This window comes from Bartonella bacilliformis KC583, assembly GCF_000015445.1.
Classification (GTDB): domain Bacteria; phylum Pseudomonadota; class Alphaproteobacteria; order Rhizobiales; family Rhizobiaceae; genus Bartonella; species Bartonella bacilliformis.
This window is the reverse complement of record NC_008783.1, coordinates 844,575-866,736: the sequence shown is the minus strand read 5'-3', so window position 1 is coordinate 866,736 and position 22,162 is coordinate 844,575. Positions and strand designations below refer to the sequence as shown.

Below are 22,162 nucleotides of genomic sequence, written 5' to 3'. Positions count from 1 at the left end.
AAATATATTAAATTACCGCATATTAGAGTCATGAATGCGTAAGGTTAATGACAATAGATTCAGAAAAAACTTTTAGACTTTTCTTTTGTAGGAATTACATTTCCGTCTTTTCATTGTAGATTTTGTTTTATGGTAAGAAAGAGATGAGGAAGTTAATAGCTGAGGTTCTGTTAATATTTCAAAACATAAAGCACCAGCAAAAGGTTGTACTTCTACAAGTTTGATTTCTACTGCATCGCCAAGTTGATAGTATTTATAGCTATGTTTTCCTATCAGGGCGTGCTGTTCTTCATCAAAGTGATAATAATCATTTTTAAGAGTAGAAATAGGTACAAAACCATCTGCATTGAGTTTATCAAGAGAAATAAAAAGACCTGCTTTTGTAACCCCGGAAATGCGACCTTTAAATAAATGACCAATTTTATCAGCTAAATAGTGCGCAACGAGTCGATCAATTGTTTCTCTCTCAGCCATCATAGCACGACGCTCATATGAAGAAATTTGCGTGGCGATTTCTACGAGATTTTGTTCTTGTTCATCTGTTAGTCCATCATCGCCTAATTGCAAAGCTTTAATAAGTGCTCGATGAACAATCAGATCAGCATAGCGACGGATCGGTGATGTAAAATGTGCATAATTTTGCAAATTTAAACCAAAATGACCTATATTTTTAGGATTATACTCAGCTTGCGATTGTGAGCGTAAAATAATTTGATTTATTAATTCCTGTTGCTGTGTATTTGTGACTGTTGTGAGAATATTATTCAGTTGTTTTGACGTAAGTTTTACTTTTGAGGAGAGAGGTATTTTAAAATTATGAAGAGAATTTCGCAGTGTTTCTTGTTTTGTGAGTGAAGGTTCATCATGAATACGATAAATGAAGGACTGACGATGTTTTTTCAATGTTTCAGCAGCAGAAACATTAGCTTGTATCATAAATTCTTCAATGAGACGATGAGCTTCTAAATGAGGTGGACGTACAACATCTTTGATGCATCCATTTTGATCAAGAATAACTTTTTTTTCGGATATTTCTAATTCTAATGGTTGCCGGAGGTCGCGTGCAATTTTAAGGCTAGTATAAGCTGACCACAATGGTTGTAAAATATTTTCTATAAGAGGAGCTGTTTTTTCATTTGTGTTTCCTTCAATTGCGCATTGTACCTCTTGATAAGATAATTTAGCAGCTGTTCGCATTACAATACGGTGAAAGCTATGTTTGCGTTTATTACCATTAGCATCAAAAACCATGCGAACAGCTAAAGAAAACCTATCTTCTCCTTCACGTAAAGAGCATAAATGATTGGAAATAGTTTCCGGTAACATTGGCACAACTCGATCAGGAAAATAAACAGAATTCCCCCGCTGTAATGCCTCTTTATCTAAAGCGCTTCCTGTTTTTATATAATAGGAAACATCTGCAATGGCGACGATGATGATCCAACCACCGCTATTTGTAGGGTCTTCATCCTTTATTGCATAAACTGCATCATCATGGTCTTTTGCATCTGGTGGATCAATTGTGATAAACGGTAAGTGTCGCCAATCTTCTCGATTGATTGTGTTAGCAGGTTTTATATTTTTTGCTTGTTCAAGAACGTCTTCAGGAAAAATATAAGGAATTCCCTTGGAAATGAGAGAAATCATTGCAAGTGTTTTTTCACTATCAATATATCCTAAAACATTTGTTATTTTTGCACTTTTAAATCTACAATTCGTATTTTTAATTTCAATTTCAACAAGATTACCAGATTTGATGTTAATATCTGAGGGTTCATCAATAATAAATTCTCTGATTTTACGCTCTATAGGGGAAAATTGCCATTTGCCATTTTCTAATTTTCTTATGATACCAAGAGTTTTTGTTTCTTTCTCATCAATTTTACGGACAATTCGTCCTGTATAAGGCGTGATTTGAAAATTTTTATTTCGGAAAATTTTTATAAGAATGTGATCTCCAACACGAAAACTTATATTTCTCATATGGCGAGGAGGAAATATTTCAATATTGGGTTTTGTATCACTTTCCCACTTAAGGGGGTGTGCAATAAAACCACCATCTTTATTACGTGTATTAATTTTTGCTACAGTGACTGATGGTAATTTTTTTTTGGTCATTAAGCTCTTACATTATTTTGATATTGAGGTGTCATTTTAAAAATCACGCTTATATCTTTAACCAGTTATAAAAAATTATTTTCAAGTTAAAAATTTTCGTGATTTTACGTTTACTTATCGTTCAGGATTGTCAGTAATAAAAGAATAATTTCTGTGTCTAATATTATGTAAGTGAAAGTATTTTATTTTGCTTTTTTTATTGTAGAAGAAGCTTTCTTTACTGTTGTATTTTTCTTTGGAGCTGTTTTTTTAGCCGCTACCTTTCTTGTTTTTGAAGGGGCAGATGTTTTAGCGGATAAGAGCTCTAATGCTTCTGAAAGTGTTATGTTAGCTGGATCTTTATCTTTTGGTAATGTTGCATTAATTTTCCCCCAATTAACATATGAACCATAACGCCCATCACGTACAGTAATCGATCCCCCATCTGGGTGATCACCTAATGCCGCTAATACGGAAGATACTGTTTTACCTCGATTAGCTTTATTTTCTTTTTGTTCAGCTAGCACTGTGACAGCACGATTAATGCCAATATCAAAGACGTCATCTACATTTGAAAGGGCTGCATATTTCCTATCATGAGTAAGATAAGGACCATATCGTCCAATTGTAGCTGTGATCATTTGACCTGTTTCAGGATGAATTCCGACTTCACGTGGCAGAGACAATAAAGATAGGGCTTTATCAAGATTAACATTTTCTGTTTTCCATCCTTTTGGTAATCCCGAGCGCTTAGCTTCTTTTCCTTCACCAAGCTGAATATATGGACCAAAGCGGCCATTGCGAAGAAAAATATCTTTTCCTGTTTCAGGATCAACACCGAGTATAACAGGTTCATCATTGTGTGCTGCTTCACGTTCTTCTCCTGCGTCTGTACCAAGTTGTTTTGTATATTTACATTCAGGATAATTAGAACAACCAACAAATGCACCATAACGACCTAATTTTAACGATAATTGACCATGTTTACAAAGGGAGCAAGAACGAGGATCACTGCTATCTTCACGTGTAGGAAAAGCAAGAGGTGCTAATGTTGTGTTTAAAACGTCAAGGACATTCGTTATACGCAATTCTTGGATATTGGTAACGGATGCATTAAATTCATCCCAAAAATCGCGTAAAACGTCTTTCCAAAAGAGTTTTCCGTCTGATATGAGGTCCAATTTTTCTTCAAGATTTGCTGTGAAGCCATATTCCACATAGCGATTGAAAAAATTTTCAAGAAAAGCTGTGACAATACGTCCTTTAGCATCAGGAGTAAGTTGTCTTTTGTCAATGATGATATAGCCACGATCACAAAGTGTTGCTAATGTGGATGCATAAGTTGAAGGTCGACCAATCCCTAATTCTTCAAGCTTTTTAATTAATGAAGCTTCAGAATAACGAGGAGGGGGGTCTGTGGTGTGTTGTGCCGTTTCGATTTTTTCTTTTGTAAGAATTTCATTAACATTTATTGGGGGCAAGCGTGCTAGGTCATCTTCATCACCGTTTGTTTCATCGCGTTGATCGGTATAGACGGCAATAAAACCATCAAAACGTGTAACAGAGCCTGTTGCTCGTAAATTTGCGTAATTTTCTTCTTGAACCGCTTTAATTTCAACGGTTGTACGTTCAATTTCAGCAGAACGCATTTGGCTAGCAATAGCGCGTTTCCATATCAATTCATACAGTTTTGCTTGATCATTATCGAGGAAATTGCGAACTTGATCGGGATGACGTTTAAAATCTGTTGGGCGAATGGCTTCATGTGCTTCTTGTGCGTTTTTTGCTTTTGTTGAATAAAAACGTGGTTTTTCAGGAAGATAGTTATTTCCAAAGGAATTACTGATTGCTCTTCGTGCTGAATCAATAGCCTCTGGGGCTATTTGCACGCCATCAGTACGCATATAGGTAATAAGTCCTGCTGTCTCACCATTCATTTCAACACCTTCATATAGTTTTTGAGCAATTTGCATGGTACGAGAAGCTGAAAAACCTAATTTTGAAGAGGAAGCTTGCTGTAAAGTGGATGTTGTAAATGGTGGAGAAGGATTTCTTTTTGTTGGTTTTGCCTCAACACTTAGTGTACAATATTCAGCTTCTTCCAACATAAGACGGATCTGATTTGCTTGTTCTTGAGATTGGATATCAAGTTTGCTTAGTTTTTTTTGATTAAATTCTATCAACCGTGCTTGAAAGACGTCATTTCTGGGGGTTTTTAAGTATGTTGTGATTGACCAATAATCTTCTTTAACAAAATGTTCTCTTTCTGATTCGCGATCACAAATAATACGTAAAGCAACTGATTGCACACGTCCAGCTGAACGTGCACCAGGTAATTTACGCCATAAAACAGGGGAAAGTGTAAAACCAACCAGATAATCAAGAGCACGGCGTGCGAGGTAAGCATCGACAAGGGATACATCAATATCCCGTGGATTATTCATAGCGTCAAGTACAGATTGTTTTGTAATTGCATTAAAAACGACCCGTTTAACAGGCTTATCATTTAAAATTTTTTTTTGGTTAAGAACATCAAGGATATGCCATGAAATAGCTTCCCCTTCACGATCAGGGTCAGTTGCCAAAATAAGGCTATTCGCTTCTTTAACGGCTTTTGCTATTTCATTTAAACGTTTTGCAGAAGCGGTATCAACATCCCATTTCATCGAAAAATCTTTATCAGGAAGAACAGAGCCATCTTTGGCAGATAAGTCACGGACATGTCCAAATGATGCTATGACCTTATATTGAGACCCAAGATATTTATTAATTGTTTTTGCTTTGGCTGGAGATTCGACGATAACGATATCCATAATTTTATCCGAATGTTGAAATAAAAATTCTCCTTATAACTCTCTTTCAACTGAATAGCCAATGGCAATTGATCAAGAGTACATAAAAAAAATCATACTATACAACTTTTGATTGTTATTATTTTAAATACACTTTATAAGAAATTTTAACAACTTATTTTCCACGGTTAATAAAAAGACATGCAGAAAAATACTAAAATAACATCTATTGAGAGATAGGGATAATGCTCAAGGATAGAAAATTATGTTAATAGATCATTTAAAAGTTATCCGCTATATTACAGATATGTCAAAGCAAATGAGCCATATGGCATATCAAGCTCATAGTCCGCTTTTGGCGTTGCTTTTGGATATGGTAGCCAAAGAAGGGCAAAATATTATTAATAATAATGAAGCTCTTGGGGAGGATTCTCAGTCGACAGTGACACATAACCGCCGGAGTGCCGAGTAAGTTTTCCAGCTAAGTCTAATTCAATCAATAAGAGATATAAGTTTTGTAAAGGAACACCTGAATGACTGCTTAATGTGTCTAAATCAATTGGAGTTGTTGAGAGAGCAGAAAGAATAGCTGCGCGTTCTGTATCATCTGCAAAGGGGGCTTTTGTACTAGGTTTAGGTAAGCTATGATTTTCTTGTTGTAATTGAATTGGATATGATTCCTCAAAAAAACTCAGCTGACAATCAGTATTGTTTGGAATTAAGGGGGTAAGCGCCTCTATGATATCAGAAGGATGTGTAATCAATAAGGCTCCTTCTTTGATAAGGTTGTTTGTACCCATTGATCTCGGATCAAGTGGAGAGCCAGGAATAGCAAAAATTAGTCGTCCGATTTCAACAGCTTGACGAGCTGTAATTAAAGATCCTGATCGCATAGCTGCTTCTACCACTAAAAGACCCAGTGATAACCCTGCAATAATGCGGTTTCTTCTTGGAAAATCGATAGCACGTGGTTTCCAACTAATTGGCATTTCACTGATAATGGCGCCACCATTATCGATAATATCATTATAAAGTTTTTTATTTTCTGAAGGATAAATGTGATCGATTCCGCCAGCCATAACTGCAACTGTGCCTGTTAATAAGCTTGTTTGATGAGCAATGCTATCAATACCACGTGCTAAGCCAGAAATAATTGCAAAACCAGTCTTTCCAAGAAAATGAGAAAATTGAGTTGTTAGTTTTTGACCAGCAGCTGAAGCATTTCGAGAACCAACAACCCCAACAGAGGGTTTAGAAAAAACTGCAACATTGCCTTTTATGGTAATAAGTGGCGGTGATGCCTCCATGGCTCTGAGGAATGGTGGATAATCTGGTTCGCCCAAACCGATAAACCGAATGCCTAATTTTTCGGCTTTATTCATTTCTTTTTCAGCATCTTCTAGTGTTGCTACGCGGATAGCCGTACCAAGGCCACCCTTTTTGCTAAGTTCAGGAAGTGCAGCTAAAGCATTTTCTGCTGTTTTATAATGATCAATTAAATTGCGAAAAGTAACAGCCCCAATATTCTCACTGCGTAATAACCGCAACCAGTTTAAGCGTTGATAATCAGTAAGTTGAGTCCCCTTATCCATTCCTTTTTTTAATGGTAACCTTTCTCTCTTTCCCAATTAATAATCTGCGAATATTTGCATGATGTTTGATAATTACGAGTACGCTCATTATTGCTATTGTGCAATTAGTATAGAAGCAAGGAGAAAAAAGATAGACAAAAATTGGAACAGCAGTGACAGCAACAAGTGCTGATAATGAGGACAAACGCTTAAATAAAAAGGATATTATCCAGATAATGGTAAAGACAATTACTGCTGGCCAAAAAAGCCCTAAGCATACACCTAGATAAGTTGCAACGCCTTTACCACCTTTGAATTTGAGCCATATGGGAAAAAGATGACCCCAAAAAGCAAAAAATCCCGCTAAAACAGAAATAATATTGTTGTCTATTGGATAGATTAAAAATTTTGCAATCCAAATAACGATAGTTCCCTTTAAAGTGTCGCAAAGAAGAGTTAGAGCAGCAATTTTTTTATTTCCTGTCCGTAAAACATTTGTAGTTCCAATATTTCCAGACCCAATTGTTCTTACATCACCAAGTTTAGCAAATCGTGTGAAAAGCAATCCAAATGGAATAGATCCTATAAAATAGGATATCAAAAGAAGGAAATATGCATAAAACTGAAAGAATATTTCAATCTGATTCATTGAGAATTTAATCCTATTTAGTGGTTAAGATTAAACACTGATTTACCCTTAACAAAGGTTTGAATTACACGTCCTTGAAAGCGTGTATTTTCAAAGGGTGTATTTTTTGAGCGTGAGTGCAATATATCTGGAGATAATACCCATGGTTCATCAAGATCAACCAAAATAAGATCTGCAGGAGCACCTTTCATAAGTGTTCCAGCATTTAAACCAAAAAGTTTTGCAGGTGCTGTTGATAAGAGTTCGATTAAACGTAAAAGAGATACGGATTTATTGTGATACAAACGTAAAGCCGCACTTAATAAAGTTTCCATTCCAATAGCGCCTGCTGCAGCGTCTTGAAAGGGTAAACGCTTTGTATCAACATCTTGAGGATCATGTGAAGAAACAATAACATCTATTGTTCCATCGTTTATTGCTTCAATCATTGCAATACGATCTTCTTCTGAACGCAATGGAGGTATTAAACGAAAAAAGGTACGATATTCACCAATATCATTTTCATTAAGAGATAAATGATTAATTGATACACCCGCTGAAATTTTTGTATTATGTTGTTTTGCTAAACGAATAGCATCAGCAGACATAGCTGTTGATATTTGAGCAGCATGATAGTTTACTTTTGTTAATGCAGCCAGTCGCAAATCTCTTTCTAAAGGGATGACTTCTGCTTCACGAGGCACTCCAGAAAGACCAAGCCAACTCGCTAATAAGCCTTCATTCATAACACCTTGGCCAGTTAGGTCTTTGTCTTGCGTTTCATGAATTAAAGCGACATCAAAGTCGCGAGCATAAGTCATTGCACGACGCATAATAGATGAATTCTGAAGAGTTTTTTTCCCCTCGCTGAAGGCAATTACACCTGCATTTTTTAATAAGCCAAATTCAGCTATTTTTTGTCCATTTAACCCTTGAGTGATAGCTGCCACAGGGTAAATATTGACCAATGACATTTCTTGTGCTGTCCGTGTAATAAATTTGACAAGAGCTACATTATCAATGACCGGTTGTGTGTCCGGCATCATCAAAAAAGAGGTAATTCCTCCTGCTGCTGCTGCTTGGCTTGCCGAAGCAATTGTTTCACGATGTTCAGCTCCTGGTTCACCAATAAAAACTCGGGAATCAACAAGTCCAGGTAAAATTGCTTTATTGCTTGCATCAATGATTTCTGCGCTTTCAGGTGTTCCCTGGTTGAGGGATTCTTTTCCAGCAACCGTAATGAGTCCATTTTCAATAATGACTGTGCCAATTTCATCGATCGCGCGTGAAGGATCAACAATACGGGCATTTTGAAAAACTATTGGCCTTGTCATTTCTTTTCTCCATTGTAATCATGGCGCGGATCCAGCAACGCTTCCATGATAGCCATGCGTACAGCTATTCCCATTTCTACTTGTGTATGGATCATACTGCGTGTTCCATCAGCTATATCAGAAGCGATTTCTACACCACGATTTATTGGGCCAGGATGCATGATAATACAATCATTTTTAGCATAGATTAGATTTTCTTTATGTAAGCCGAAATGATAAAAATATTCACGGATAGAAGGAATAAAAGCACCTGTCATACGCTCAAGCTGTAAACGTAACATCATAACAACATCAGCACCTTTAAGACCTTCTTGCATCGTATGAAAAACCTCAACGCCCATATCTTCAATTCCGGTAGGCAACAATGTTGAGGGTGCAACAACACGGACACGTGCTCCTAAAGTATTAAGACTGATGATATTGGAACGTGCAACACGTGAATGCAAGATGTCGCCACAAATTGCAACAGTTAATCCTTCAATACGACCTTTTGTTCTTCTAATAGTAAGAGCATCTAATAAAGCTTGTGTTGGATGTTCATGTGCTCCATCACCTGCATTAATTACACAACAGTCAATCTTTTGAGCTAAAAGTGAGGCGGCTCCAGCGCAATTATGGCGAATAACGAGTATATCAGGATTCATTGCGTTAAGGGTTGTTGCTGTATCAATTAATGTTTCCCCTTTTTTTACAGATGAATTGCTGATGATCATGTTCATCACATCTGCTCCTAACCGCTTACCGGCTAGTTCAAATGAGGATTGTGTTCGTGTAGAAGATTCAAAGAAGAGATTAATTTGAGTACGCCCATGCAATATAGATTTCTTTTTATCATTTTTTTGGTAAAGGGTAACGTTCGCATCTGCACGATCAAGTAATGTAGTAAGGTCTTGTAAAGTTAAACCCTTAATACCCAAGAGATGTCGATGGGGAAAAATTGGAAATGGAGTATTTTGAGTCATCGTATCCTTTTCTATAACTCTCTTAAGAGCGTTAATAAACATTTCTTTGAATGTAACAAATGTTTTTAATTGCGAAAAGATAAATAGTTTATGATGCAAGTGATTCGAATAAGGAATAACACATATGAATGATCCATTTATGCAAAGTGGTCGCCGAAAAAATGCATTTTTTAGTGATACACTTATGCTTCGTGTTGCATCTACTCTTCCTGAATCTTTATTAGAAAATTTTCAAGAAGTCGGGGCTTTTGTAGCGAGCCGTGAAGCATGGGATCTTTCTCGTTTGGCAAATCGCCATCGGCCAGTGTTGCACCATAATAACGAATGGGGTCAACGAATAGAACAATTGGAGATGCACCCATCTTACTATACTCTGCAACGATATTCGAGGCAGATGGGGTTGGTTTCTTCACTTTGGGAAAATATAACTGTAGAGAATGGAGTGCGTTACCAAGCACGTGCTATTCGCTTAATTTTATCTGCTGGTTTAGAGACCGGACACTTAAATGAGGTTGTTATAACAAGTGCAGCTATTGCCGTATTAGTTGGTAACTCTGAATTATTTAAAAGGTGGCAAAATGTTCTTTTATCACGTCAGTATGATTTTTCTTCTAAGCCTATTCATCATAAAAAGGGAGCTTCGCTTAGCTGTGCTTTTGATGATATTGAAGAAAGCAGAAAACATTTTTCCAGTTTTTCAATGGCCCAAAAAATTTCTTTTGATGAAAAGATTGGTTGTGATTTATACAATTTAAATATTACAAAAACCAATGTTGTTAATCCAATAGCTGACGGCTATCTTGTTAGTGCAGAAATAGATGGTCGTTTAAATTGCTTTTTTGTTCCTCGCTTACAAGAAAATGGTGAATTAAATGGTATCATATCAGTCCGTCATTTAATACAGCGCTCTGGAGAGCATTCAGTACCAGAAGGAAGTGTTGATTTTCAAAATTCTTATGGCTGGCTCTTAGGCAATATTGGAGAAGGCACAAAAATAATCAAAGATGTCGAAACCATGGTGCGTTTCGATCAGTCTGTGATATCAGCAGGTGTTTTGCGGGCAGCACTTCAATTTGGTATAGATTTTTTTCGACAAAAAATGCCAAATCAACCTTTACCACCATTAACAGAGCGTATTTTTTCTGACATCGCACTTGATATTGCTGCCTCACAAGCCTTGGTTTTTCGTTTAGCATGGGCGTTTGATAATGCTGTTAATGATCGCTCTGAAGCAGCTTTTGCACATATTATGACACCTATTGTTGCGTATCATGTAAACCAATTGGTTATTCCGATTATTGGTGAAATTATTGCACAGCTCGGTTTGGAAAGCTTTATAGAAGGCAATCCATTATCACAAATGTTGCGTGATGGATCTGCAAGGATTCTAAGGAATAATGCTAATCAATTAGTGAAGGATGCAATTCTCATAGTTAATAAAGCACCTGGATTATTTCAAAAATTGTTAGAAAAAATTGCAACGGATATTGGTCCAGCAGGTCCAAGGGCTATTGAAATTATCAAATCTGCTGCACAGATGGCTTCAACAAATGAAGGGGCAGGTAGATTTTTTGTTGAGCAAGTGGCATATGCAGGAGCTGCTGCATCATTACGTTGCAAAAAAATGGATTATGTTGTTAATGCTTATATGGAAAGCCGCCTTGGAGGACAATGGAGATCATCTTATGGTATGATGATTGCACGATATAATCCACTAGAATTACTAAATATCCTTTATCCTTCTGTATGATTCTGACGGAGTATTTGAATTCTGTCGAGAGCACCTTGTAGTATAAAAGCAGCTGCAGCTGAATCAATACGGTTTTCTCGTTTAATACGTGATACATCTATTTCTAAAAGATGACGTTGTGCTGCAATTGTTGATAATCGTTCGTCCCAAAAAATAAATGGAATTTTTGTGTACATTGCTATATTGCTGACGAAAGTTCGAGTAGCTTGAACACGAGGACCATTGCTTCCATCCATGTTGATAGGTAAACCAATGATAGCAACACCTACATTTTCATGATCAAAAATTTTTATAAGTTTTAAGGCATCTAACGTAAATTTTTTTCGTTGAATAACAGGACGCGGATTTGAAAAGGTTAAACTGATATCAGAAATAGCGATTCCAATAGTTTTAGTTCCCAAATCCAAACCTGCTATTGTTTGCTTAGATAAGAGATGTGAAATAACTCTGTCTATGGTGATAATAGCCATGTGATTTGATTTTATGTTCGTGGTTTCTTAGTATTTTAGATTCGTATTTATAATGAAATTTTGATACAGATATCAATATTCTTATGCTTATAGATGCGAGCTTGATATAATTAAGTGAATATAAATAGATTAATATCAGAATGAGATTCAAATAAAGATGCATAATATGTCTGTAAATGATAAAACGATCAAGCGGATAGCGCATTTAGCGCGTATTGCTATCCATGACAATGAGACGGAGCGTATAACAAAAAAGTTCAATGCTATTTTAGATTTCGCAAAACAACTTGATGAAATCGATGTTACAGGAGTTGATCCATTAATATCAGTGATTCCAATGACTTTACGAACGCGTGAGGATAGTATCACAGATGGTAATAAGGCCGCGGATATTGTGGCAAATGCACCTGTAACAGAAGAAAATTTCTTTCTTGTTTCAAAAATTGTCGAATAGTTTTTTATACCTTAAAAACTGAGAATCAATATGACCGATTTAACAATGTTAACAATTGCACAAGCTCGTGATTCCCTAAAAAAAGGCGATTTCAAGGCAACTGAATTAACAGAAGCTTATTTGCAAGCGATTGAGTTGGCTAATCCAATTTTGAATGCTTATGTAGCAGTAACAGCAGAACAAGCAATGAGAATGGCTGCTGAATCAGATAATCGTCTTGCTAAAGGAGAAGCTGGTATTTTAGAAGGAATTCCACTAGGAATTAAAGATCTTTTTGCGACATATGATGTACATACTCAGGGGTGTTCATATATCCTTGATGGTTTTAAACCAAAGTATGAATCAACAGTAACTGCTAATTTATGGAAAGATGGAGCAGTTATGTTGGGCAAACTTAATATGGATGAGTTTGCTATGGGATCATCCAATGAAACATCATATTATGGGCCAGTTATCAATCCATGGCGTAAAAAAGGATCGGATGAAAAGCTTGTTCCTGGTGGCTCTTCAGGTGGTTCTTCAGCTGCTGTTGCAGCACGACTTTGTGTAGGTGCAACAGCTACTGATACTGGTGGGTCAATACGTCAACCAGCAGCTTTTACTGGTACGGTAGGAATTAAACCAACTTATGGGCGTTGTTCACGGTGGGGAACTATAGCTTATGCTTCATCATTAGATCAAGCAGGGCCTATTGGGCGGGATGTTCGAGATTGCGCAATTATGCTCAGATCAATGGCTTCCTTTGATAGGAAAGATTCAACTTCTGTTGACTTACCAATACCTGATTATGAAAAATGCATTGGCCAATCAATCAAAGGAATGAAAATTGGTATCCCAAAAGAATATCGTCTTGAATGGATGTCTACCGAAGTTATTGAACTTTGGCAAAAAGGAATGGATTTCTTAAAAGAAGCAGGAGCAGAGATTGTTGATATTTCGTTGCCTCATGTAAAGTACGCCTTACCTTCCTATTACATTGTGGCTTCTGCAGAAGCGTCTTCTAATTTAGCTCGCTATGATGGTGTTCGCTTTGGACTTCGTATGCCAGGGAAAGACATTGTTGAAATGTATGAGAAGACACGCTCAGCTGGTTTTGGTGATGAAGTTAAGCAGCGTATTTTGATTGGAACCTATGTTCTTTCATCGGGGTATTACGATGCTTATTATATTAAAGCTCAAAAAGTAAGAACATTGATTAAGAATGATTTTGATCAATGTTTTGCTATCGGTGTTGATGCAATTCTTACGCCTGTAACACCGACACCAGCTTTCGGCCTTGCTGATGAAAAAATAAAAAATGATTCCATAGCGATGTATCTCAATGACATTTTTACCGTACCAGTTAATATGGTAGGTTTGCCAGGAGTTTCTGTGCCTGCAGGTTTATCATCAAGTGGTTTGCCGCTAGGATTGCAATTAATTGGAAAGCCTTTTGCTGAAGAAGTCATTCTTCAGATAGCGTATATTATAGAACAGGCTGCAGGAACATTTAGTGCTAAAAAGTGGTGGCCATAAAGATAAGACCCTATAAAAAAGAAATTTTCTAAATTTAGAGGGGAGTTTTTTAGTAAGTTATAGCTTGATCTCGATTTTATATCTTAGTATCCTGAAATTTTTCTTATGTGCTAACTGCACACCTTTAAGTTCAAAGCTACCTTAATGCATTCAACTAATTAACAAGAGATAAATGTCAATTAATAGGATTGTTTGCTGAAGAATTTGATTTGTTATAAGTAAATTATCATAGCTGTTGTGATAAAATTATTCTCAATTTCAGAGCTGAAATCTTCAGTACCTTGTCTTGAACTTCATTACTATGCGAGTTAAATACTATAAAAATCAGTTACTGTATGAAGGTTCTTTTTATGTCTTCTTTGAGTTAAACAAAGCATATAAATTAAGCATTATGGATGAGCATTGGTAAATTATAGAATCGATATTATCAAGTGGGATGACAATATGGGGGCATCTTATCTTGGGCCTTACTTGTTAATATGAGGGCAATGTTCACTTAACATGAGAGAAGCAATTTGTAGGATTTAAACCCGCGGGGTTACGTTTGGTTATGATAATTAAGGATACATTGAAGGGTCATTCCCCGTTGGAAGAAGATCTCGGGGGGTATCGTGAGATTGTTGAAATTACTGGTATCATTAAATGGTTTGATAGTAGTAAGGGATATGGGTTTGTTACACCTGATTTTCCTAAACTTCCTGATATATTATTACATATTAGTGTGATGCAGCGAGACGGTTTTCAAACAGCCTTGGAGGGTGCTAAGGTTGTTTGTTCTGTAAAAAAAACTAAACGAGGATTAAAATGTATCCAAGTGAAGTCTATTGATTTATCATCGGCTGTTCATCCGTCAGAAATTCCGGTGCGTACACATATTACGGTTTCTCCTGAAAGTGGTTTGGAGCGTGCAATCGTTAAGTGGTTTAATCGTGATAAAGGATTTGGCTTCCTTAGTCGAGGACAAGGAACAGAGGATATTTTTATTCATATGGAAACATTGCGTCGTTTTGGTTTAACAGAACTGCGTGCTGGTCAGGTTGTTATTGTGCGTTTTGGCAAAGGGGAAAAGGGGTTGATGACAGCAGAAATTTATCCTGATATAGCACTTCCATTTGCTACGCATTAATAAACTATAGGATAGCCTTCTATTTTATCATTATTTTTTTTAATTTTTATTTCTTTTGTTGTTTCACAAAAAATTTTAAATCCTAAATGATCAAGAGTAAAATGTTAAATTTTTTTAAAAAGATAGTTTTTTTAATTTTTTCTGTCTTTTTTTGTGTAGAAATAAATACAGCTTTAGCACAAAATCCTATACAGATTCCTATTGATTTAATTCCTTTAAAAATAAAGACGGAGCAGGGGATTATCTCTTATGAAGTAGAGCTTGCCTTTTCTCCAGTTCAATCAAAGGCGGGTTTGATGTATCGCACTGATTTTCCTCGCAACCGTGCAATGTTATTTAAAAATTTGATGAATAATGAGCAGATTTTTATGTGGATGGCTAATACGCCTTTATCTTTGGATATGATTTTTTTAAATTCTGAAGGGGACATTGTTTCCATTTTTGAAAAGCTTTCTCCATTTTCAACAGAAATAATTTCATCAAAAATGCCTGCAACTTTTGCTATTGAAGTTAATGCTGGTGAAGTTTTTGAAAAAAAAATACAAAAAGGACAGCGTGTTATTCATCCTGCTATTTGTGGAAAATGTGAGAGTAATTAAAGAATGACAGTAGAAAATATTCGTTTTTTTGAACATGATGGTTTGCGGTTTGCTTACTATGAAGAAGGGCGAGGAGAGCCTATTTTATTGATTCACGGTTTTGGATCTTCTGCACGTATCAATTGGTATGAAACAGGCTGGTTTTCTTGTCTTATTGAAGCAGGTTATCGTGTTATTGCTCTTGATAATCGTGGACATGGTGATTCAGACAAAAGTTATAATCCTTCATTTTATACGCCGCAATTGATGGCGAGTGATGCTGCTAAATTACTTCAGCATTTAGAATTACCTAAAGCTCATGTTATGGGATACTCCATGGGTGCGCGCATTAGTGCGTTTATGACTCTTTTATATCCAACATATGTGCATAGTGTTGTTTTTGGTGGATTAGGTATAGGTATGGTAACAGGAGCAGGGAGTTGGGAACCTGTTGCAGAAGCTCTTTTAGCAGAAGATGTTTCAACTATTACAAATTCACGTGGTTTAATGTTTCGTAGATTTGCGGACAAAAATAAAAGTGATAAACGTGCTTTGGCAGCATGTATCATGACATCAAAACAAGAATTAACAGAATATGAGATTTCTCAGATCAAACAACCCTCTCTCGTTGCAGTTGGTTCACTGGATGAAATTAGTGGTGAAGCAAAACCATTAGCGGCTTTATTACCAAATGGCGAGGCATTACAAATTCCTAATCGAAATCATATGCTTGCTGTAGGAGATAAGATTTATAAAAAAGGCGTTATCGATTTTCTTGCTCGTTTTCCTATTATTTGACCTATGATTTATAAAGCTTTTTTCCAATTCTAATATATTTTCTTATTTTTATGAAAAAAACAAAAAGATAGTGATTAAAAATTTTTTACAATCTTTACAGAATCATAGGAGTAGCTTATCTGCCAACAAGGAATTAGTTGTTAATCTTTAAATTCAGGAGAGCACGGTGAATGCTGATGAAATAAAAAAACTTGATAATTATTTTAAAACAATCTTCCAAAATTCAGCATTGCAGGTAAAAGCGCGGCCGAAAAAAGATGATTCTTGTGAAGTTTATATCCGAGATGAGTTTTTAGGTATTATTTATCGAGATGAGGATGAAGATGAACTATCCTACAATTTTTCGATGGCTATATTGGATGTAGATTTAGAAAATTAATGTATGATTATAATTAGATAAAGATTTTTTCTTTATTCAATTGGATTTTATATAAGTTTCAATGCTTTAAAGCTTATATAATCGTTACGTGCGATGATGAGATGGTCATGGAGAGTGATATCTAATGCATTTGCTACATCCTTCAATCTATACGTCATTGATATATCTTCTTGAGAAGGGGAAGCATCGCCTGAAGGATGATTGTGAACTAAGATAATTCCTGATGCGGATAATTCTAGAGCTCGAGATACGACCTCACGGGGATAAACAGGGGTGCGGTCAATGGTTCCAGTTTGTTGCACTTCATCGGAAAGAAGACCATGCTTTTTATCAAGAAATAAAATACGAAATTGTTCGCGTGTTTCATGAGCCATAACAGCTTTGCAATAAGCTAACACTTTATCCCATGATGAAAAAATATCACGTTTAGACAATTGTGCACGAGCAAAACGTCCTGCAACTGCTGAAATGATTTTTAAATCTATTGCAGACGCTGGACCACATCCTTCAATTTCTTGAAGTCTATGAATATCAGCTCCTAAAACATCAGCTAACGAACCAAAACGCTCTATTAATTTTTTAGCAATTGGTTTGGTGTCTGCACGAGGAATAGTACGAAAAAGCAATAATTCAAGATACTCATAATCTTCGATTGCATTGCCTTTCGTATCTAAAAATCGTTTACGAAGACGTTCACGATGTCCTTGATAATGATTATTTGTTAGTGAAGTTTTTTTCTTAAGTTTTTCGTTTTTTGTATTTGTTGTTGGGTCATGCAGAACATTTGGTATGTGTTCAAAATGATCGCTTTGAGCAAATTCATTTTTATTTATTTTTTTGGCCATGATATTTCTACATTTACTTAGGCACATGAATTAGGAATATAAAAAATATTTTTGGGAGATTGAGTAAATATTTCGCATCCTTGATCTGTTACACCAATTGTATGTTCATATTGCGCACTAAGAGAGCGATCACGTGTAACAGCAGTCCAACCATCAGATAAAATTTTAACTTGTGGTTTACCTAAGTTAATCATGGGTTCAATTGTGAATATCATGCCTTGTTTAAGCTCTTCGCCTTCTCCTGGATTTCCGTAATGAAGAATATTAGGTGCATCATGAAAAAGTTGACCAATTCCATGACCACAAAAATCTCTTACAACTGAACACCGTTCAGATTCTGCATAACGCTGAATGGCTGCACCAATATCACCTGTGGTTGCTCCAGGTTTTACGGCTTCAATTCCTCTCATAAGGCATTCATGAGTTATTTCTAGTAATCGTTCTGCAGCGCGCTTAACTTTTCCAACAGGATACATGCGGCTTGAATCTCCATGCCAACCATTCAGAATGAATGTTACATCGACATTGACGATATCACCTTCCTGCAAAGATTTTTTATTTGGTATACCATGGCAGACAACATGATTGATAGATGTGCAGCATGAGTGGCTATATCCGCGATAATTTAGGTCTGCTGGTAGGGCACCTCGCTCCGCTCCAAAAATGAAAATAAAATCATCAATTTCTTGTGTTGTAATACCAGGTTTTATAATATCTGTGAGTGCATCAAGACATTCCGCGGCAATCTGACCCACTTTACGCATTTCAGCAAAAGCATAATCATCAAAAATACGAATTTTCCCATTAAATTTTAGAGGTGTTTCATTGTACTCAATATAATCAACCATTTTTTTGCTATTTTTTACTTTCACTTGATGAATCAGAAAAATACCCTTTCACATTTACCTGACATTTTATAGCATAAAATTCCACTCTTGATTTTAAGGTTTTATCAGATTTACATTTATAAATAGGATCAAAATTATAGCAAATGATAAGAGCTGAGTGATTTTTTCGCTAAATTATGTTTGTTTTGATTTCAGGAAATTTTGCTCGTCCTTTTTGGTAAATGAGATGAATATTTTTTACTTCCAGATAACATTAGGGAAGGATATCATTGCGTAGAAGAAAATCAATGCGTGATTGAGTTTAAAAAAATAACGGTAGAAATTATTCTGTACAAAAATTGGTGAAATGATGGCTGGAACAAATAGAAATTGTAAAAATGTGATGGATGGTCCAGTCATTGTCTTAGTTGAACCGCAATTACCTGAAAACATTGGCATGGTAGCAAGAGCAATGGCAAATTTTGGGCTATCTGATTTGCGTTTAATCAACCCTCGAGAAACATTTCCAAATGACAAAGCTAAAGCTGCGGCTAGCAAAGCGGATCACGTAATAGATAATGCTTTAGTTTTTAATACACTACATGATGCAATTGCAGATTTACATTATATTTTTGGCACAACAGCGCGTAAAAGATATGGCTTTAAAATTATCAAAAGTGCTGTAGAAGCAGCAAGTATTTTACGTCAGCATGAAAATCTCGGACATAAAACAGGTATTTTATTTGGAAGAGAAAGATGGGGCTTGAAAAATGATGAAATCAGCCTTGTAAATGAAATTGTTACTTTTCCAGTTAATCCTGCTTTTGCATCACTCAATATTGCACAAGCTGTCCTATTAATGTCTTATGAGTGGATGAAATCAGGTTTAGAGAATGTGAGCGATACAGCTTTTCGTGCAGAAGAGATGAAGCTGGCTGATAGAGAAACACTTCATGGTCTTTTATTTCAGTTAGAGGATGCTTTGGATGTTCGTGGATATTTTAGGCCGCAAGAGCGTAAAGAGATAATGGTTTCAAATATGCGTTCTGTTTTTACACGCGCTAATTTTAGTGAATCTGAGGTTAGATTGTTACGTGGAATTGTATCTTCATTAAATCATTTTTCGCCTAAATTTCCACGGGGCAGTGGTGCACCTGCAGAGCGCGATCGTAAAAAAATAAGAAAATGTGAATACTGATGAGTGAGAAACCAGTTATTTTTTTTGACAGTGGTATTGGTGGATTAACGGTATTGAAGGAAGCACGTATCCTTATTCCTGAATTGCAATTTGTTTATGTTGCTGATGATGCGGGATTCCCTTATGGTGCATGGGAAGAAGATGTCTTAAAAGGCCGTATTTTAAAAGTTTTTACAAATCTTCTAAAATTATATACTCCTGCTTTATGTGTGATTGCTTGTAATACAGCTTCTACACTCATGATATCAGATTTACGACAAGAATTTCCTCATATTCCTTTCGTAGGAACTGTTCCTGCGATTAAATCCGCAGCTGCACAAACAAAATCTGGTTTAATTTCAGTTTTGGCAACTCCTGGAACAGTTAAGCGAGCATATACACATGAATTAATTAGTTCTTTTGCAAATCAATGCCATGTAGAATTGGTTGGAAGCAAAAAACTTGCTACATTTGCTGAAAATTATTTACGTGGTTATCCTATTGATTACGAAGAATTACGTCACGAAATTTTGCCGTGCTTTGTTGAGAAAAATGGCAAATATACTGACGTTATTGTTTTAGCTTGCACGCATTATCCTTTTTTGATCAGCTTATTTCATAAGCAGGCTTTATGGTCAGTCAATTGGATTGATCCAGCAAAAGCTATAGCTAGACATACAAGATCATTGTTGCTAGAAACAATGAAAAATAAAAGTTCAAAGAAGAATATTAAAAATTATGCTTTGTTTACATCGCAAAATATAGATTTTGTAACTGAGCGTTTGCTGCAAAGATTTAACCTCAATATAATGAAGGGAGTTGACTTTGGAGTATGAGATGAATAGAAGAAAGTCACTATTTTTCTTTTGAAAAAAGTAACATTCACTAACGTGTCCCGTGGATAGCTTTTGAATTATGAGAAAGCTATTCTGTCAGTCTTCATTTTTGAAGGCAGAGGAGGGTGCGTTTCCTTAAGATTAAATTTTTAATCTTCTTTTTATTTAAAGGGAATGCGATGAGTAAGCGCGAATCAGCAAAATATAAAATTGACCGCCGTATAGGAGAAAATATCTGGGGTCGTCCGAAGTCTCCAGTTAATCGCCGTGAATATGGTCCTGGTCAGCATGGTCAACGTCGTAAAGGAAAGCTTTCTGATTATGGTGTGCAGTTATGTGCTAAGCAGAAGTTAAAAGGTTTTTATGGCGATATCTCAGAAAAACAATTTCGTAAAATTTATCAAGAAGCCGTTCGTCGCCGTGGAGATACTGGTGAAAATCTCATCGGTCTTTTAGAATCACGTTTAGATGCGATTGTTTATCGTTCAAAATTTGTACCTACTATTTTCGCTTCTCGTCAATTTATTAATCACGGTCATGTGAATGTGAATGGTCGACGCACAAATATTCAATCGTATCGTTGTAAACCAGGTGATGTTATCGAAATACGAGAAAGGTCAAAGCAGCTTCTTTTGGTTTTGGAAGCTACGCAACTAAATGAGCGTGATGTTCCTGATTATATTGAGGCTGATCATAGCAAGATGAAGGCAACTTTTGTCCGTATTCCTGCTTTCTCAGATGTTCCTTATGCAGTTCAGATGGAACCTAATTTGGTTGTTGAGTTTTATTCTCGTTAAATTACCTTACATGAGACGTTATTTTTTATTTATGCCAGAGGCATTTTTTCTTTGCTTTGTAAGAAGATAAGCAAGTGTCTTTGGCAGAGTGGTTTTGTACAAAGAGAGTCTTTGTATGTAGCGTTGTCTCTTATTGCTTTAATTCAATTTCAGACTGTAATTTAACGTAGATTGAAATAATCTACTTTTTACTGATTTATACATTGCTATAAAGTGATGGAGATGTGTTCTTTATAAATAAAGCTCCAACTTGAATACCAGGCAATGGAAAAAAACATAAATATAGATGATTTTTTAAAAGAAGGATTTGATGATTGCCATCCGATGTTTCGGAATGCCCCTTCAACTGTAGAATTTAATAAATTGCGTAAACGGCTTTTACGCAACATGCGGCAAGCAATCGATGATTTTTCTATGTTATCCTCAGGAGAAAAATGGCTTGTTGCTTTATCCGGGGGAAAAGATTCTTATGGCTTACTAGCACTTCTCCTTGATTTAAAGTGGCGTGGTTTGTTACCTGTTGAAATTTTAGCTTGTAACCTTGATCAAGGACAACCAGGTTTTCCAAAGCATATTCTTCCTGATTTTTTGAAATCTTATAAAATTCCACACCGTATTGAATATCAGGATACTTATTCAATTGTTACAGGTAAGTTAGCACAAACGCAAACATATTGTTCACTTTGTTCTCGGTTACGACGTGGGCATCTATACCGTATTGCTCGTGAAGAAGGATGTTCTGCTTTAGTTCTTGGACACCATCGTGATGATGTTTTAGAAACATTTTTTATGAATCTATTCCATGGTGGCCGATTAGCAGCTATGCCTGGAAAGCTTATCAATGATGAAGGTGATCTTTTTGTTTTGCGTCCTCTTGTTTACGCTGCTGAAGAAGATATGGAAAAATTTTCTCAAGCAATGCAGTTTCCTATTATTCCTTGTAATCTCTGTGGCAGTCAAGACGGCCTACAACGCAATGCAATGAAGGTAATGCTCAATGATATCGAAAAAAGAATGCCAGGACGAAAAGATACTATGATACGTGCTTTAACAAATGTGCGTCCAAGCCATTTACTTGATAAAAAACTCTTTTCTTTTTAAATTCCATTGTATTTATTAACAATAATCAGATCAATGCTTTGATATTTAGTGTTATTTTATAATTTTTAGAGCAAATTTTAATGTATAATCTTCATTTCACAAAAAAAGGAGAGAGCACAAGTTTT

General features: G+C 35.9%; 20 protein-coding genes and 2 pseudogenes. 12 read left to right on the top strand and 10 right to left on the bottom strand.

Annotated features, from left to right (window positions below):
• Positions 1-72 precede the first annotated feature (72 nt).
• Both rnr and topA read right to left on the bottom strand, forming a co-directional pair.
• Positions 73-2,304 (bottom strand): annotated as a pseudogene (gene rnr, locus BARBAKC583_RS04135) (ribonuclease R).
• Positions 2,301-4,910 carry a type I DNA topoisomerase gene (gene topA, locus BARBAKC583_RS04130; RefSeq protein WP_005767202.1) on the bottom strand — a complete coding sequence of 870 codons (2,610 nt, stop codon included), beginning with the start codon at positions 4,908-4,910 and terminating at the stop codon, positions 2,301-2,303. Before topA ends, rnr begins: the two are co-directional and overlap by 4 nt.
• Positions 4,911-5,154: 244 nt before the next feature.
• On the opposite strand from topA, the gene BARBAKC583_RS07190 reads away from it, so the two are divergent.
• Entirely contained in the window at positions 5,155-5,361 is a 207-nt protein-coding gene (locus BARBAKC583_RS07190) for a hypothetical protein (RefSeq protein WP_005767200.1), read from the top strand.
• Here BARBAKC583_RS07190 and dprA read toward each other — a convergent pair.
• Genes dprA through BARBAKC583_RS04100 form a run of 4 tightly spaced genes read right to left on the bottom strand, consistent with a single transcriptional unit; the run spans position 5,291 to position 9,384 of the window.
• Positions 5,291-6,481, bottom strand: a complete 1,191-nt coding sequence (gene dprA / locus BARBAKC583_RS04125) for a DNA-processing protein DprA (protein ID WP_005767198.1) — start codon at positions 6,479-6,481, stop codon at positions 5,291-5,293. The genes BARBAKC583_RS07190 and dprA overlap by 71 nt on opposite strands.
• Positions 6,474-7,109 carry a glycerol-3-phosphate 1-O-acyltransferase PlsY gene (gene plsY, locus BARBAKC583_RS04110; protein WP_005767196.1) on the bottom strand — a complete coding sequence of 212 codons (636 nt, stop codon included), beginning with the start codon at positions 7,107-7,109 and terminating at the stop codon, positions 6,474-6,476. Before plsY ends, dprA begins: the two co-directional genes overlap by 8 nt.
• Positions 7,110-7,126: 17 nt before the next feature.
• Positions 7,127-8,422: a dihydroorotase gene (locus BARBAKC583_RS04105; RefSeq protein WP_005767194.1), complete on the bottom strand. Its 1,296-nt coding sequence runs from the start codon at positions 8,420-8,422 to the stop codon at positions 7,127-7,129.
• The gene (locus tag BARBAKC583_RS04100) at positions 8,419-9,384 is read right to left on the bottom strand and encodes an aspartate carbamoyltransferase catalytic subunit (protein WP_005767192.1); all 966 of its coding nucleotides are present in this window, start codon (positions 9,382-9,384) and stop codon (positions 8,419-8,421) included. Before BARBAKC583_RS04100 ends, BARBAKC583_RS04105 begins: the two co-directional genes overlap by 4 nt.
• 124 nt (positions 9,385-9,508) lie before the next feature.
• On the opposite strand from BARBAKC583_RS04100, the gene BARBAKC583_RS04095 reads away from it, so the two are divergent.
• Entirely contained in the window at positions 9,509-11,134 is a 1,626-nt protein-coding gene (locus BARBAKC583_RS04095) for an acyl-CoA dehydrogenase family protein (protein ID WP_005767190.1), read from the top strand.
• Here BARBAKC583_RS04095 and ruvX read toward each other — a convergent pair.
• Positions 11,119-11,604: a Holliday junction resolvase RuvX gene (ruvX, locus tag BARBAKC583_RS04090; RefSeq protein WP_005767188.1), complete on the bottom strand. Its 486-nt coding sequence runs from the start codon at positions 11,602-11,604 to the stop codon at positions 11,119-11,121. The two genes, BARBAKC583_RS04095 and ruvX, sit on opposite strands and share 16 nt — an antisense overlap.
• Before the next feature lie 166 nt (positions 11,605-11,770).
• Between ruvX and gatC the strand changes: the two genes are divergently transcribed.
• From gatC to BARBAKC583_RS04060, 6 genes are all read left to right on the top strand, one after another.
• The gene (gene gatC, locus BARBAKC583_RS04085) at positions 11,771-12,058 is read left to right on the top strand and encodes an Asp-tRNA(Asn)/Glu-tRNA(Gln) amidotransferase subunit GatC (protein ID WP_005767186.1); all 288 of its coding nucleotides are present in this window, start codon (positions 11,771-11,773) and stop codon (positions 12,056-12,058) included.
• A gap of 30 nt (positions 12,059-12,088) precedes the next feature.
• The gene (gene gatA / locus BARBAKC583_RS04080) at positions 12,089-13,573 is read left to right on the top strand and encodes an Asp-tRNA(Asn)/Glu-tRNA(Gln) amidotransferase subunit GatA (RefSeq protein WP_005767184.1); all 1,485 of its coding nucleotides are present in this window, start codon (positions 12,089-12,091) and stop codon (positions 13,571-13,573) included.
• A 550-nt stretch (positions 13,574-14,123) separates the two neighbouring features.
• Positions 14,124-14,699: a cold-shock protein gene (locus BARBAKC583_RS04075; RefSeq protein ID WP_035453098.1), complete on the top strand. Its 576-nt coding sequence runs from the start codon at positions 14,124-14,126 to the stop codon at positions 14,697-14,699.
• Between the two features lie 101 nt (positions 14,700-14,800).
• Complete coding sequence (locus BARBAKC583_RS04070; protein ID WP_005767181.1) at positions 14,801-15,298, top strand: DUF192 domain-containing protein; 498 nt, start codon at positions 14,801-14,803, stop codon at positions 15,296-15,298.
• 3 nt (positions 15,299-15,301) lie between these two features.
• On the top strand, positions 15,302-16,075 hold the full coding sequence (locus BARBAKC583_RS04065) for an alpha/beta fold hydrolase (RefSeq protein ID WP_005767179.1): 774 nt from the start codon (positions 15,302-15,304) through the stop codon (positions 16,073-16,075).
• A 166-nt stretch (positions 16,076-16,241) separates the two neighbouring features.
• Positions 16,242-16,454, top strand: a complete 213-nt coding sequence (locus BARBAKC583_RS04060) for a DUF3126 family protein (protein ID WP_005767176.1) — start codon at positions 16,242-16,244, stop codon at positions 16,452-16,454.
• A gap of 47 nt (positions 16,455-16,501) precedes the next feature.
• Here the strand turns inward: BARBAKC583_RS04060 and radC are convergent, their stop codons facing one another.
• From radC to BARBAKC583_RS07220, 3 genes and pseudogenes are all read right to left on the bottom strand, one after another.
• A complete protein-coding gene (gene radC, locus BARBAKC583_RS04055) occupies positions 16,502-17,299 on the bottom strand; it encodes a RadC family protein (RefSeq protein WP_005767175.1) in 798 nt (265 codons plus the stop codon).
• A gap of 17 nt (positions 17,300-17,316) precedes the next feature.
• Positions 17,317-18,147, bottom strand: a complete 831-nt coding sequence (map, locus tag BARBAKC583_RS04050) for a type I methionyl aminopeptidase (protein WP_005767173.1) — start codon at positions 18,145-18,147, stop codon at positions 17,317-17,319.
• Between the two features lie 3 nt (positions 18,148-18,150).
• Positions 18,151-18,448: pseudogene (locus BARBAKC583_RS07220) on the bottom strand (DNA/RNA nuclease SfsA); the annotation flags it as partial.
• 48 nt (positions 18,449-18,496) lie between these two features.
• Between BARBAKC583_RS07220 and BARBAKC583_RS04045 the strand changes: the two are divergent.
• The 4 genes from BARBAKC583_RS04045 (at position 18,497) to ttcA (ending at position 22,037) form a co-directional block, all read left to right on the top strand.
• Positions 18,497-19,324, top strand: coding sequence for an RNA methyltransferase (locus tag BARBAKC583_RS04045; RefSeq protein WP_011807366.1), 828 nt, complete (start codon positions 18,497-18,499; stop codon positions 19,322-19,324).
• A complete protein-coding gene (gene murI / locus BARBAKC583_RS04040; RefSeq protein ID WP_005767169.1) occupies positions 19,324-20,139 on the top strand; it encodes a glutamate racemase in 816 nt (271 codons plus the stop codon). The genes BARBAKC583_RS04045 and murI overlap by 1 nt, the downstream gene beginning before the upstream one ends.
• Positions 20,140-20,318: 179 nt before the next feature.
• Positions 20,319-20,936, top strand: coding sequence for a 30S ribosomal protein S4 (gene rpsD, locus BARBAKC583_RS04035; protein WP_005767167.1), 618 nt, complete (start codon positions 20,319-20,321; stop codon positions 20,934-20,936).
• Between the two features lie 264 nt (positions 20,937-21,200).
• The gene (gene ttcA, locus BARBAKC583_RS04030) at positions 21,201-22,037 is read left to right on the top strand and encodes a tRNA 2-thiocytidine(32) synthetase TtcA (RefSeq protein ID WP_005767165.1); all 837 of its coding nucleotides are present in this window, start codon (positions 21,201-21,203) and stop codon (positions 22,035-22,037) included.
• Positions 22,038-22,162: the final 125 nt, after the last annotated feature.

Excerpts from the sequence above, each read along its gene's own strand:
- topA (WP_005767202.1), bottom strand. The coding sequence starts at position 4,910 with ATGGATATCGTTATCGTCGAATCTCCAGCCAAAGCAAAAACAATTAAT.
- BARBAKC583_RS07190 (WP_005767200.1), top strand. The coding sequence starts at position 5,155 with ATGTTAATAGATCATTTAAAAGTTATCCGCTATATTACAGATATGTCA.
- dprA (WP_005767198.1), bottom strand. The coding sequence starts at position 6,481 with ATGGATAAGGGGACTCAACTTACTGATTATCAACGCTTAAACTGGTTG.
- plsY (WP_005767196.1), bottom strand. The coding sequence starts at position 7,109 with ATGAATCAGATTGAAATATTCTTTCAGTTTTATGCATATTTCCTTCTT.
- BARBAKC583_RS04105 (WP_005767194.1), bottom strand. The coding sequence starts at position 8,422 with ATGACAAGGCCAATAGTTTTTCAAAATGCCCGTATTGTTGATCCTTCA.
- BARBAKC583_RS04100 (WP_005767192.1), bottom strand. The coding sequence starts at position 9,384 with ATGACTCAAAATACTCCATTTCCAATTTTTCCCCATCGACATCTCTTG.
- BARBAKC583_RS04095 (WP_005767190.1), top strand. The coding sequence starts at position 9,509 with ATGAATGATCCATTTATGCAAAGTGGTCGCCGAAAAAATGCATTTTTT.
- ruvX (WP_005767188.1), bottom strand. The coding sequence starts at position 11,604 with ATGGCTATTATCACCATAGACAGAGTTATTTCACATCTCTTATCTAAG.
- gatC (WP_005767186.1), top strand. The coding sequence starts at position 11,771 with ATGTCTGTAAATGATAAAACGATCAAGCGGATAGCGCATTTAGCGCGT.
- gatA (WP_005767184.1), top strand. The coding sequence starts at position 12,089 with ATGACCGATTTAACAATGTTAACAATTGCACAAGCTCGTGATTCCCTA.
- BARBAKC583_RS04075 (WP_035453098.1), top strand. The coding sequence starts at position 14,124 with ATGATAATTAAGGATACATTGAAGGGTCATTCCCCGTTGGAAGAAGAT.
- BARBAKC583_RS04070 (WP_005767181.1), top strand. The coding sequence starts at position 14,801 with ATGTTAAATTTTTTTAAAAAGATAGTTTTTTTAATTTTTTCTGTCTTT.
- BARBAKC583_RS04065 (WP_005767179.1), top strand. The coding sequence starts at position 15,302 with ATGACAGTAGAAAATATTCGTTTTTTTGAACATGATGGTTTGCGGTTT.
- radC (WP_005767175.1), bottom strand. The coding sequence starts at position 17,299 with ATGGCCAAAAAAATAAATAAAAATGAATTTGCTCAAAGCGATCATTTT.
- map (WP_005767173.1), bottom strand. The coding sequence starts at position 18,147 with ATGGTTGATTATATTGAGTACAATGAAACACCTCTAAAATTTAATGGG.
- BARBAKC583_RS04045 (WP_011807366.1), top strand. The coding sequence starts at position 18,497 with ATGGCTGGAACAAATAGAAATTGTAAAAATGTGATGGATGGTCCAGTC.
- murI (WP_005767169.1), top strand. The coding sequence starts at position 19,324 with ATGAGTGAGAAACCAGTTATTTTTTTTGACAGTGGTATTGGTGGATTA.
- rpsD (WP_005767167.1), top strand. The coding sequence starts at position 20,319 with ATGAGTAAGCGCGAATCAGCAAAATATAAAATTGACCGCCGTATAGGA.
- ttcA (WP_005767165.1), top strand. The coding sequence starts at position 21,201 with ATGGAAAAAAACATAAATATAGATGATTTTTTAAAAGAAGGATTTGAT.